A 12,985-nucleotide genomic window follows, 5' to 3' on the forward strand; every position below is an offset into this window, starting at 1 on the left:
CGGTACAATTCTTTTTGTGAATGAAGCTTACAAACATTGTAAAGCCATCTATTTCGGAAATGAAACAGATGAGATCTTAAAGGCAAGTAACGTGAGCAAGAAAAATCACGAAGATCCCGCCATTGTCACTTCGCAAAACCAAAATTCTGATGACGCCTTTATAAAAGCCGTTGCGAACCACAGAGTCTGGGAATTGGAAACGCAAAGAAACAATCCAGCTTAACGTCTATTTACCTCGACAAATTATGAATCGTGAAAGTACAAGATATGAGAAAAGTAATTTTGGATATCTGAGCCAGTAATTAAATCTAATTAAAGAAGCATTTTTCTACCGATGAGTGGATATTATACCAAAAATTATTTAATTTTAGTAATCGATTAAATTTTCACCTTTACTTTATGTAAATACAAAACCCACCTTACAGTGGGTTTTGTATTTAATTACTTTATAAATGTCCCATGACAGTAGGAAATTTTAACTGTTTTTTTTATTCCCATCAACCAATATAATTGTTAAATGGTCTGAAATTAGTGTTTTCCTAAGTGTGTCTCACTTGTCCAATCAAGCAGCACTCATTCTTTACAAGATGTTGAATTACAATAAAATTTATATCTAATATATTGGGGAGATGATTAAAGAGCTACTAACAAAATCAGATCTTTCTGAAACAATAAAATATTCCAGTGGTGATATTATTTTTTCTGCTGGGGAAAGACCTTCCTATTTTTTTTACATCTTCAAGGGCAAAGCTAAAGTTATAAGCAGGGATGGTGACTCCAGAGAACTAATCCAAGAGGTTAGCACCGCCGAGGAAGGTCTTGCAGAATTTTCAGCATTTGCGAATGAACCTTACCCGGTGACAGCTGTCGCCCTTACTGACTGTTCAATCCTAAGAATACGCATTGATGACTTTTTAACTTTAGTCAGTACTAGTGAAGAGTTAAAACTCTATCTGTTAAATAAGATCTCCGATTCTCTTTATAATAAACTTATTCAAGCAGATATTCACTTCAAGCGGAGTGGATCTGAAAAAATAATTATGCTTTTAAATTATCTGAAGAGAAAACATGATGATAAAACTCCTTTTTCATTTAAAGTGTTATTAAGTCGTAAGAATATTGCAGATTTGACAGGATTAAGGATTGAGACGGTTATCAGGAACGTTAAGAAATTAGAAAAAGAAAAAGTACTAAGGATCATTAATCACAAAATATATTACTAATCTTTATACAGTCGTAAAACATTTCTTCCTATCATAATCACAATCCTGCTATGAAGCTATCTCCGTTTACATCAAAAAAGCAGCCTAGAAGTAAATTTTTCCGCTGATAATTTTCAATATCCCTTCTTTCTCAAACTTTTTAATATTTCTGATTACGGTTTCAGTTCGTAATCCAGTCATGGCAGCAATCTGATTACGTGTTAAAGGTACAGCGAATGAAAATGGACTTTGATCTGGGCTAAAGCTTTTGTGATAATCTAGGACACCCTTGATTCTAATGTTTGCGTATTTTGATGAATTATTCTCTAGCATAATATATTTTTGGTAGAGACGCTCTGCTAAAAATTTATTAACATTTCTTGAAATATCTACATTATCATCCAGCATTTGCAAAAAATTCATTTTGGATAATCGCAATACGCTTACCTTACCACAAGCAACTGCATTTACAGGATATGAATAATCGATAAATAGCAGCATTTCACAAACACTAAGTCCTTCATCCAATATTGCAAAAATGAGTTCTTTACCTTCTTCATTGTAATGGTTCAATTTTATTTTGCCTTTGATAATTTGGTAATAATATTTTGGAGTGTCATTTTCATTAAAAATAACGTCGCCTTGTTTATAATTTTTTATGGTAGCGCCGTATTTTCTAAGCAGTTCTTCTGGTATCAGCATATTTATTTAATCATAGTTCGTTCAATTATAGGCTGAAGTTGACTCCAATAATAATTACAGATGCTGTACAACTCTACTACCAGCAGAGGCCACATCATTATTTACGAGATGATATTAAATTTCTTTTGAATAAGAATTACATATTCATATTGTAGTACAAGAGTAATCTACAACTCAATCATAATTCAGCTTTACAAAATTCATAAATAATGTTTAAGAGTTTTATGATTCAAGTCATCTGACCGATTAAAGATTAAAATATAATCATAGTAATTTATATTGAGCAGATGGTATATTTGAGTTAATGTAGATTTAATATTTCTAAGATGATTATTTGCTAGAATAATTGTTAATTGATCATTTAAGTTATAAATAATAATGCTTTACAAAAACGCAGGATATAAGGTTAGTAACTCCTTAAATGCAGAAAATAGATATGAAGTTTTATCTAACATTATTGATTTAGCACTTGAGATTAAATCTTAGCTGTCTGATCAAAATTTTTCTCATAAAAAACATATCATAATATTTTTGTCTCCTTTAATGACCTATTCGAAATTAAATTTGCTCGTTCAAGATTTATCTTATCTTATTGTAAATAGAAAAAAAATGATTTATTTGACCAAGTGAATTATTAAAGTTTTAAATTTATCCAAAAGCCTTTACAATCTTCTCAATATCTGTGCTTTTGTAATCGGTATACATATGAAAATGAAATTCATTAAGTTTTTTTAAAATCCTTAAAAGTTCATTCTTCTCATCTTTGGTAAGTCTTCTGGATAAAAGTTTTGATGTTTGGTTGACTTTTGCTACAGATCGATGAAATGTTTCCTCACCTTTTTTCGTCAAATTGAGTCTTTTGCTGCGCTTATCGTCTAAGTCATTTTTCTCTTCTAGAAATCCTGCTTCCAAAAGTCTTTTGATGATTTGAGTTCCTGTCTGTTTTTCATGGCCGTTTCTTTCAATTAACTGAATTTTTGTCAAAAAAGGTTCATCTTTCAATCTGTACAGATAAGTGAATTCTTCATTAGCTAAATCAGGAAATTCTCCCAAACCTTTTCTGATGAGGAGTCTTGAATAGCGTCCAAGCAAGATAACCTGCTTGCAGATTTCATTTTCTGTGTAGGAAACCTGATGATTTTCGTTCTTAAAAAGCTTTGTAGGGCTTTCATCAGCATATTTTTTATCATTCATCCAAACACGAAAGTCTTCAATACCAGAATTCGGTTTGAAGGCATTAGAATTTTCAAATTCTTTTACGTGATGAAGCAAATCAATGATAAAATCGGTTTTCATAGCTTTAAGTATGTGACAAAGATAAATATTTAGTCTGTTTTAAGTCACAGTTTCATACTGCCCATTCCACCGTCGATCCCGATGATTTGTCCGGTAATCCACGATGCGCTATCAGATAATAAAAATTCTGTCATTCTTGCCATCTCTTCCGCATTTCCTACTCTTAGCAAAGGATGTCTGTTTCCGGAAGCTTCCCGTTTTTCTGGCGTTGATAAAAGTTGTGAAGCCAAATTTGTATCTGTCAGAGATGGCGCAATGCAATTTACTCTTATTTTCTGAGTAGAAAGTTCTGCCGCCAGACTCTTGGTTAATCCTTCCACTGCACTTTTGCTTGCAGAAATCGAAGCGTGAAAAGGCATTCCCAATTTTGCAGCCACCGAACTAAACAATACAACAGAAGCACTTTCCGACTTCTTCAAATTAGGCAATAGATTCTGAATTGTTTTTACTGCACCTAAAACATTGGTTTCAAAATCATTCTTAAAATCATCAACAGAAAACCGGTTAAATGGTTTTAAATTAATACTTCCCGGCGCATAAACCAACCCGTCAATCACATCAGGAAAAGTGATCTCGTCTAGATTTCCGGAAATAATATCCATTGGATGAAATTCAATATTTAAATTTTCAACTTCATTATTTTGAGTTCTCGAAATACCAATGACGGAGTTGTTTTCCGACAATATTTTTGCAGCAGCAAATCCAATTCCCTGTCCGCACCCGATGATGACTATGTTTTTCATTTTATTCTGTTGTTATCGTTTTGAAATTTTATTATGACTGATTGTCCGCTGGAACACTTAAATCGTTCAATTTCGGGATTTCTTTTCTTCAGATGCTTTTGGCTTACTCCGGAATTCACTCTCTTTCTCCAATTCCGAAAACTTGATGGTTTTAATTCTCTTCTCATTACGTCAATCACTTCAGATTCGGTAATTCCAAACTGAAATTCTATTGCTTCAAACGGCGTTCTATCTTCCCAAGCCATTTCAATGATACGATCAGTATGTATTAAATTAAATTCTTTCAACATTATTATAAATTTTTAATTGTCAGTTTTGCAATTTTAAAATGTTCAGTTTTTACCTCGTCCGTCATTTTATCCAAAGTCCGCAACATCATTCCCAATCTCGGATTTGCATTGAAAAATTCTCTATTATCATTCAAAAAATTCCACAAAAGGGCATCCCATTTTTCCGTCCAGTCGCCGCGCGAGTAATCGCTCATTTTTTTGATATAATTGCTCCCGCTGATGTATGGTTTTGTACTCATTTTTCCGCCATCCGAAAAGCTGCTCATCCCGTAAACATTCGGAACCATTACCCAGTCGTAAGAATCAATGAACATCTCCATAAACCATTGGAAAACGTCATCCGGATTGAATTTCAGAAGATTCATAAAGTTGGCGAAAATCATTAACCGTTCAATATGATGCGCATAACCGGTTCCTAAAAGTTTCAAAATAGTACTGTCAATTGGTTTAATTCCTGTTTCTCCGATATAAAAAGATTCGGTTAGCGGATTTTGGTGTTTCCAATAATTTTTATTTCGCTGATAAGTTCCCTGATACAAATAAATGCCTCTCACAAATTCTCTCCAACCTAAAATCTGACGCACAAATCCTTCCAAAGAATTGATGGGAATGTTATATTCATTCGCATATTCAATAGCTTCTTTCAAAACGTTTTCCGCAGTTAAAAGTCCAATATTTAACAATGGCGAAAGCACGCTGTGATGAAGAAAATGCTCACGCTCAACAATGCTGTCTTCATAAATTCCAAAATCCGCAAATCGCATTTCCAGAAACTGATTAAACCAATTCTCAGCTTCTTCAAAAGTAGTAGGATAGAGCTGGTACGAAGTCAGTTTTCCGTAGTTTTTACTGAAATTTTTCTCAACATATTTTTTCGCTTCCTCATAATATGTATTATTCTCCGGATAATAAATTGACGGTGCTTTTTTATTTTTCGGATATTTTTTACGGTTTTCTGTATCAAAAGTCCATTTTCCACCCATCGGCTTTCCGGCTTTCATCAGGATGTTTCGGGAAATTCTCTGTTGCTTGTAAAAATCGGTTTGATGATAAGATTTTTTATCTTGAAAATATTCTTTTAAATCTTCTCGGGTATTGATGAATAAAGGACTTTCAAGAATTTCCAATTCCAATGTGGTTTCTCTGATTCTCTTTTCCAGCCAATTGTCGCAAACATCGGTAATTAGTATTTTTTCAAACTTTTCTTTCGTTAAATGTTTAATTAAAGTCCGAATGCCAGAAAGTGGGGAAGTGCTTTCAATATATTTAACGGTAAATTTTGCTTTACTTAAGTAATCCTCATAAAACTTCATACTAGCTCTGTGAAGCGCAATTTTTTGTTTATGAAATTTGTATTGTTTGAAAAGCAGAAATTCTTCCACCAAAAAAACCGGCTGGCTTTTATCAAGATAATCCGTGTCTTTAAAAAGCTGATGCGGAAATATTAATTGTGCTGTGACTGATTTTTTCGATGACATATTTTTCAAATTTTTGAATTAATCTGAAGATTTCGCATTTTTATTTCTTCTGCATTTGTCGCTGCAATATTTTACGTCGTCCCAATTTTTCTGCCACTTTTTTCGCCAGTTGAAAGGTAAATCGCAAACTTCGCAAATCTTTGATGGCAAATTCGCAGGCATGTTAGTGAATGAAATTTTTATATTGATTAATGATAATATTTTTTGCTTTCAGATCGTGCATCATGTTATACAACCCGAAAAAAGTACGGTTCAGATAGATGAAATGTTTCGAACCTCGATTGGTATTCATTCCTTTCATATCGCTGAGTTTCGCGTATCGCTGCCCGAGATCTGCAATTTCTTGAAAGAAGGTTTCATCAGAAAAATCAAAGATTTCAGCGTTAAAAGGTCTTGTGAATAATTCCAAAAGTTCATAAAATAATTTGGTAAAAAATTCTTTTTCCTTTTTAGAATCATCGTGACGCAAAATCTCAAGCTCATACAGTTTTCCGTTAAAGATCTGAGGATTATTCAGATTTTCTCTTTTTGCCAATTCAAAATAAGGCTTGTAAAAATCGCTTGGAATTTCTTTGATACATCCAAAATCTATCACGAGTAATTTTTTATCGTCAGAAACCAGGAAATTTCCCGGATGAGGATCTGCGTGAACCTGTTTCAGAACGTGCATTTGGTACATGTAAAAATCCCAAAGTGTTTGCCCGATTTTATTCAAATCCCCCTGAGAATTGTCATGTTTTGTAAATTCTGAAAAATGTTTACCCGTCATCCAGTCCATTGTGATGATTCGTTCGCACGAGAATTCTGGATAATATTTTGGAAAATTAAGATTCGGAAGATGGCTACATTTTGCAGAAATTTCCTGGCTTCTTTTTAGCTCGAGATCATAATCTGTTTCTTCAAACAATTTATTTTCCACTTCCTGAAAATAAGATTCCGAACCTTCTTTTTTGATCTTGAACATCTTCATCGCGATCGGTTTTACCATTTTCAAGTCGCTGGAAATACTTTCTCTAACTCCCGGATACTGGATTTTTACTGCAAAGTTCTGGTCACCTTTTTTCGCTTTATGAACCTGTCCAATGCTTGCAGCGTTCACAGATTCGGTTGTGAACTCGTCGAAAATCTCTTCCGGATTTTTCCCAAAATATTTTCTGAAAGTCTTCTTCACCAAAGCTCCGGAAAGTGGTGGAACCGAAAATTGTGACAAAGAAAATTTCTCAACATAAGCTTGTGGAAGAATATTTTTCTCCATACTTAGCATTTGTGCAACTTTCAAAGCAGAACCTTTCAGTTTTTTCAAAGAATCGTAGATGTCAGAAGCATTATCTTCATTTAAAGTCTTTCGCGCTTCATCTTCATTTTTGTCTTGTGTGATTTTGTTTCCGTAATATTTGATATAATTAACGCCGACTTTTGCACCGGCTTTCAGCAAACTGCCTGTTCTTTCTAATTTTCCCGTCGGTATCGTATTGAGTGTTTTCATTTAATTTTTTTTAAATTTTTCTTTGAATAAAAACTTTCCTAGATCTAAAACTTTTCGCAATGGCTCATTATCCATCAGTTCAAATCCAGTGTCGATTGTTTTTTCGATGAATATGTCTGTCTTTTCAAATGCTGGCGAAGTATCTTTTTTCCAAAATTCAACAGCAGAAACCAAATGCAGCCAAAGCGCTTCTTCTCTTGCTTTTTCGTGAAAATTTTTAACATCATCTTTCGATTTTTCAATCATTTCCCAATCGTTGAAATCCAATGTTTTGATGAAATTCCTGTGCGTTTCTTTGAGTTTACTTGAGATTTTCGCAGAATGCAATTTGTTATTTCCTAAAATCATCAAAACCAATGATCTGTTCATTGTCATATTTTCAAAAAAGATGAAATAAACATTCAGCAATTTTTCCTTCGAAGTTACTTCGTCCGAGTTATTGACTTCCAAAGCTAACTCTACAGACTTATCAAAAAGGTTGACCAGCATTGATTTTTCAATCTGTTCAAAGCTTGAAAAGTAATCGTAAAAGTCTTTTTCTTCGAACGCATTGTCTTTTGCGAAGCGGTAAATATTCTTTGGTCTTTCGCCGTGATTCAAAATGTAATCACCGTATAATTCAAATATTTTGTCTTCCGTAATTATATTTTTTGCTTCCATTATTGATTTTATTTATTAGCAAATTTAGTACATTATTTTACTATTTATTTAAAAGAAGTATAAATTTATACTATCATATTAATTCAAAATATAACTAATGCTTATAATAAAGGCTCAATCTACTCTGCCTACTGATTTTGGAATATCTGCCATCAAGCAGTTTTTGACTGTACGTTTTTATTCGGAGTGCATTATGGGAGAAGTTATTCATTCGAGGGAATGTAAATACGGGTAACAATTGGATACCGCAATAAAATTTTGTCGGATGACGGTGGAATGACTATTTATCTCAGATTAGATGGCAGGAATTTTAGAATTATCCAAAAATTTAAGTCTTATGTTGATCAGAGAGAATGTTTTGATGCGTAGATACTAAGTTGTAAACATGGAAAGCTGCTCAATAAAGATTTCTCTGGAAATTAAATCAAATCCTGTCAATGCGTCATATATTTTCGACAGAGAGAAATTATTTCGGTCATATTTTAGAAAGGATTTAAATATAGATTTAAATTTATAGAAAAACTTTTTGCTGTGGCGGTTATTTCACAACGCTTGAAGTATAGCAGCTGGTAAGGACGACGCCCATCTTTTCGAGCAGTTGTACAAATCCTTTTATTGTAGTCAATGGTTTTTAAGCTCGTGGCTAGCGATAGAGAGGAACATCCTTACGTCTGTTAATTTCTTTTTTATATTGCTATTGTACAATATTATTAACAAATAATCATTTTATGAAATAGTTTCAAACCACCAATTTTTGCTTTATATAAATTCAGTAGCTTTAACATCTTTGTAATAAAATAATTTATGATTTTTCCTGCGCTGAACGAAAGCCGCAGCGTGCGGTATTTTACATTCTTCTATCTTTATGTAATGCAGGGAATCCCTGCTGGATTTGCCACTACTGCCATCTGCAATTTTCTTGCATCAAAGGGCTTAGAACTGCAGTTGATAGGTACATTTGCTGCTATTATCGGAATCCCCTGGATTTTACAGGTTTTGTGGGGACCTATTATAGACAGGTACCAATATTCGGTAATAGGTCACAGAAAGCATTGGCTGGTCTTTACGCAAGTCATAGCTTGTATTGCATCCTTGCTGTTACTTTTTATTAGTGATCCTGTTAGTGAATTGAATCTATTAACGCTTGTTTTTTTTGTGCATAGTGTTTTTGCTTCTGTACAGGACGCCAGTGCCGATGCAATCGCAATAGAAGTTTCTCCCAAAGATCAGCGGGGCAAGGTCAATGCATTTATGCGTGGTGGATTTCTCGTAGGTTATGCAGTTGGCGCAGCGCTTTTATCCTGGGTAATGCATCAATATGGGTTTCGGGCGGCTGTGATTCTTCAGACCTTTATACTTTTTGTTTTTACCATCATCACATTTCTACTGAAATTTGATAGGAAAGATCCGATTCTACCGCATTTTGGAAAATCCCATTCCTCAGTAAGTGCCTATAATTTTAACCAAGCTTCAAATCCTACATTGCAATTCTTATTTAGTGAATTGTACAAGAGTATGACAGCGCGTAAAAATTTAGTTATATTCAGTATTATTTTGAGCGTTTACTTTATCATCAGCTTTTTTATTAGTGGCTACACTTATTACATCATTCATTTTTTAAATTGGCCGGACAAAGATGTCTCGATTTTACAAGGCACTTGGGGTAGTGTTCTTACATTGTCTGTTATTTTACTTGGCGGAGTGCTTTCCGATCGGATTGGTTCGTTGAAACTGATGAGTATCGTCATGGCAGGAATCGGAATTTACCTGGTAGTGATCTGCAGTGCACCCAACTATTGGACGATAAAAAGTGTCACTAAGTCAGGACTTATTTTATGGAACTTTGTGGATCCTCTATTTAGCGTTGCCGCGTTTCCATTATTAATGAATATGTGCAGGGACAGGATACAAGGATCCCAGTTCACAGCCTATATGGCTCTTATTAATTTTAGCGGCATTTTAGGGACATATACTGTAGGATGGGCGCAAATACTTGCAGAAATTTACTGGTTTGGTTTAATTTGTGGGGTACTCATTACTTTAGCTGCCATATATATGAGGTTGACATATAAAAATTCTGGCACAAAGAACGTTGCTATTAATGATAACTTAAATCGTTAGTACGGGCAATTGATTTTTTACAATTGTATATAACTCCGACATGCACATATACAAACTAAATGATGAGCTATTTTGTATTCTTAGTTCACAATACTAATTAAATATTTTTTTTTGAATATTTGATTTATAGTTAGATAACAACAAGTCAAATTTTTAAATCATATACCGTTTTTTTATTTGCAATATGTAAATCTGTGATTATCGGTACATATTTTGGTTTCTTCTCCCTATAAAATCAATTAAATGATTAGTTAATAAACTATATCTGATTTAAAAAATCAATCCAAAAATAAAATAAAACAGTATGAAAAAGGCATCATTAAAAACCATCGCAGAAAAAATGAAAAATCTGGATTTCTGCATGATGGTCACTCAGGACGGCAGGCAGATCTCACATTCTAGGCCTATGAGTAATAATGGAAAAGTTGACTATGACGGAGACTCTTGGTTCTTCACTTACGAAGACAGCGATAAAGTTAATCAGATCAAGAAAAATTCCAATATAAATCTGATTTACCAGACTGACGATATGTTGTTCATCGAATGTACAGGTAAGGGCGAAATTGTGAAAGACAAGGATATCCTGAGGGATAAGTGGATGGATGATTTAGATCAATGGTTTCCTGAAGGAATCGATACACCAGGGATTTGTTTAATTAAAGTAACTGCTGACAATGTCAAGTTTTGGCATAAGGAAGTAGAAGGTGAATACAAAGCCTAATTTGGCAAAAAGATCATCCAAGTTATCTTAACGTACTTTTAATTGTAATTATAAAAAAAGTCCAGCTACTTTAAAATGCCCTCAAAAAGTTAGATACTTTTTAAGGGCATTTTTATTTTATGGGAGATTCAAAATAAACATACATCTTCATTTGAGGCAAACAATTAATTCTGAAATATAGGCAAGGAAAACCAAAATTCACTTCCTTGACCCTCACTGCTTTCCACTCCAATTTCGCCTTGATGTCTTTCGATAATCTCTTTACATATGTATAAGCCTATTCCAAAGCCTTTTTTACCTCTCATAGCTTCACTTTCCACTCTGAAAAAGCGTTCAAATATATAAGGCTGATCAGCCATTGGAATACCCATCCCTTGATCTTTAACACAAACTTTAGCCATTCCGTTCACAGTAATGCAACTCACCTCTATAGTTGTTCCCGATGGCGAATATTTGACTGCATTATTGATAAAATTGATCAATACCTGCTCGATCTTCTCCTTGTCTGCATCCAGTAAAGTAATGTCTGTTGGTGAAAATAGCACTTTATGGCTATTGATAATAACTGCTGAATTTTCCTCTGCGATCTTAAAAAGAGATGCTATGTCAAACCGGGCTATATTTAGTTGTATTTTTCCTTCGCCCAGACGCGCTACGTCTAGAAAGCCATTGATCATTCCTTCCATTCTTTTAACTTGTGTATATACTTTGCCCATAGTGTTGACCAACATCTTGTCGTCATTTTTTTCAGCAATTCTCTGATGTAGATTTGTATAGGCCTTTATAGCTGTCAATGGAGTTCGCAGCTCATGACTTACCATTCCGATGAAATCACTTCTACGCTGTTCTTCCAGTTTCCTTTCGGTAATGTCTGCAGTAGTTCCTGCAAAAAAATAAATCTTTGGATTTTCAGGATCTTTGTAAGCATAGAAGGTAGCACAAAACCACCGCAGCTTTTTATCATGGTATCTTACGATAGGATATTCAAGTTCCGAAGATTCGTTTTGTAAAAGGGAAGCTTCTGCTACAGCGATCACTTTATCGCGATGGGATTCGGCAATTTGGCCCAGTACGTCCTCATAAGAAATTTGTTCATCTTCGTAGAAGCCAAATAATTCTTTCATTCTTGCAGAAGCGAAAAATTCCTTTGTTTGTAAGTCCATACGCCAAGTTCCAAGATCTGCAGAGGAAATGGCTGCACGCAGGCTCATTTCTCTCTCTTTCAGTTTCTCCTGAAGAAAATAACTTTCCGTGATGTCAGCAAAGCTTCCGATAGCCCCTGTGATATTTTCCTGAGAATCTTTAATAGGTACAGCATTCATTCGCAAATAAATTGAATTCAGGTACTGGTCACTAACTAATAATTCATTATTGATCGTGGTTGCACCCTTATTCAGGGCCATTGTGACAGGATGTTCTTCCGGAGGAAGCGGAGAGCCGTCAAGCCTGCGGTTATTAAATTCCGGAGAAACATTGGTCAGTGTCAGCATCTTTTTTTCATCTATCTTGAAAATTTCTCGATTACGCCTATTGGTATAGGTGATGTTTCCTTCCCCATCTGTAATGACTATCCCTTCAACAACTAGATCCAAAATGGTCTGAAGCCTTTCCTTACTTTCTGTAAGCGCCGTGTTGACCTTTTTAAGACTTTCTTCGGCTTCTCTTAACTTACTGTTGGTTTCTGTAAGCTGTTGATTGATTGTATATAACTCCCTGTTATTTCTTCTTAGTGATAATTTATCAATGACCTGGTGTGCAAGTGTGCGCAGAGCTTTCTGTTGAATCTGTGTCAGAACCCTTGGCTTTTGATCAATTACACAAAGCGATCCCAAAGCGTAACCATCTTTATCCAAAAGTGGCATTCCTGCATAAAATCGAATATCAGGACTACCGGTGACAAGTGGATTGTCTTGAAAACGCTGATCAAATTGAGCATCTTCGACCTGCATTAATTTTTCCGGATCTTGTATGGCATGCGAACAGAATGAATGACATCGGTCTGTTTGGTGGACATCAAGTCCATAATGAGACTTGAACCATTGCCGATCTTTATCGACGAAGCTGATCAGGGCGATAGGTGAATCACAAATAGCAGCAGCTATCTCTGTGAGGTCATCGTAATCTGCTTCTTCATCTGTATCTAAAATACTATATGAACGAAGTGCTTCCAGCCTTTTCTGTTCATTCAAAAAATTCATTTGTGCCATAAAAAGGGGTGATCTAATAAGTAATAATTATAAGGGTTGCAAATGTAACAATTTCATCGGTCTCTATTTCTTCATATAT

12 protein-coding genes and 1 pseudogene are annotated in these 12,985 nt (G+C 34.5%); 4 read left to right on the top strand and 9 right to left on the bottom strand.

Features of this window, described 5'->3' with window-relative positions; genetic code table 11:
• Both LUD75_RS18590 and LUD75_RS18595 read left to right on the top strand, forming a co-directional pair.
• A partial coding sequence (locus LUD75_RS18590; protein ID WP_232705939.1) for a hypothetical protein occupies nucleotides 1-223 on the top strand: 223 nt, incomplete at its 5' end.
• 406 nt (nucleotides 224-629) lie between these two features.
• Nucleotides 630-1,223, top strand: a complete 594-nt coding sequence (locus LUD75_RS18595) for a Crp/Fnr family transcriptional regulator (RefSeq protein WP_232707307.1) — start codon at nucleotides 630-632, stop codon at nucleotides 1,221-1,223.
• An 84-nt stretch (nucleotides 1,224-1,307) separates the two neighbouring features.
• On the opposite strand, the gene LUD75_RS18600 is transcribed toward LUD75_RS18595, so the two are convergent.
• The 8 genes and pseudogenes from LUD75_RS18600 to LUD75_RS18635 form a co-directional block, all read right to left on the bottom strand.
• The gene (locus LUD75_RS18600; RefSeq protein WP_232707308.1) at nucleotides 1,308-1,904 is read right to left on the bottom strand and encodes a Crp/Fnr family transcriptional regulator; all 597 of its coding nucleotides are present in this window, start codon (nucleotides 1,902-1,904) and stop codon (nucleotides 1,308-1,310) included.
• A gap of 648 nt (nucleotides 1,905-2,552) precedes the next feature.
• Entirely contained in the window at nucleotides 2,553-3,200 is a 648-nt protein-coding gene (locus LUD75_RS18605) for a MarR family transcriptional regulator (protein WP_232707309.1), read from the bottom strand.
• A gap of 44 nt (nucleotides 3,201-3,244) precedes the next feature.
• Nucleotides 3,245-3,943 carry an SDR family oxidoreductase gene (locus LUD75_RS18610; RefSeq protein WP_232707310.1) on the bottom strand — a complete coding sequence of 233 codons (699 nt, stop codon included), beginning with the start codon at nucleotides 3,941-3,943 and terminating at the stop codon, nucleotides 3,245-3,247.
• Nucleotides 3,944-3,955: 12 nt separating this feature from the next.
• A pseudogene (locus tag LUD75_RS18615) lies at nucleotides 3,956-4,233 on the bottom strand (TIGR03643 family protein).
• Between the two features lie 2 nt (nucleotides 4,234-4,235).
• Nucleotides 4,236-5,711 carry a cryptochrome/photolyase family protein gene (locus LUD75_RS18620; protein WP_232707311.1) on the bottom strand — a complete coding sequence of 492 codons (1,476 nt, stop codon included), beginning with the start codon at nucleotides 5,709-5,711 and terminating at the stop codon, nucleotides 4,236-4,238.
• Nucleotides 5,712-5,729: 18 nt separating this feature from the next.
• Nucleotides 5,730-5,873 carry a DUF2256 domain-containing protein gene (locus LUD75_RS18625; protein ID WP_232707312.1) on the bottom strand — a complete coding sequence of 48 codons (144 nt, stop codon included), beginning with the start codon at nucleotides 5,871-5,873 and terminating at the stop codon, nucleotides 5,730-5,732.
• A gap of 1 nt (nucleotide 5,874) precedes the next feature.
• On the bottom strand, nucleotides 5,875-7,197 hold the full coding sequence (locus tag LUD75_RS18630; RefSeq protein WP_232707313.1) for an AarF/UbiB family protein: 1,323 nt from the start codon (nucleotides 7,195-7,197) through the stop codon (nucleotides 5,875-5,877).
• Nucleotides 7,198-7,857, bottom strand: coding sequence for a TetR/AcrR family transcriptional regulator (locus LUD75_RS18635; protein ID WP_232707314.1), 660 nt, complete (start codon nucleotides 7,855-7,857; stop codon nucleotides 7,198-7,200).
• 804 nt (nucleotides 7,858-8,661) lie between these two features.
• Here LUD75_RS18635 and LUD75_RS18640 point away from each other — a divergent pair.
• Both LUD75_RS18640 and LUD75_RS18645 read left to right on the top strand, forming a co-directional pair.
• Nucleotides 8,662-9,978: an MFS transporter gene (locus LUD75_RS18640; RefSeq protein ID WP_232707315.1), complete on the top strand. Its 1,317-nt coding sequence runs from the start codon at nucleotides 8,662-8,664 to the stop codon at nucleotides 9,976-9,978.
• Nucleotides 9,979-10,282: 304 nt separating this feature from the next.
• Nucleotides 10,283-10,699 (top strand): pyridoxamine 5'-phosphate oxidase family protein, encoded by a 417-nt coding sequence (locus LUD75_RS18645; RefSeq protein WP_232707316.1) that lies wholly within the window; start codon nucleotides 10,283-10,285, stop codon nucleotides 10,697-10,699.
• A 164-nt stretch (nucleotides 10,700-10,863) separates the two neighbouring features.
• Here LUD75_RS18645 and LUD75_RS18650 read toward each other — a convergent pair whose 3' ends face one another.
• Nucleotides 10,864-12,888: an ATP-binding protein gene (locus LUD75_RS18650; RefSeq protein WP_232707317.1), complete on the bottom strand. Its 2,025-nt coding sequence runs from the start codon at nucleotides 12,886-12,888 to the stop codon at nucleotides 10,864-10,866.
• Nucleotides 12,889-12,985 lie beyond the last annotated feature (97 nt).

Origin of the sequence: Epilithonimonas sp. JDS (assembly GCF_021261315.1) — a bacterium.
GTDB lineage: Bacteria > Bacteroidota > Bacteroidia > Flavobacteriales > Weeksellaceae > Epilithonimonas.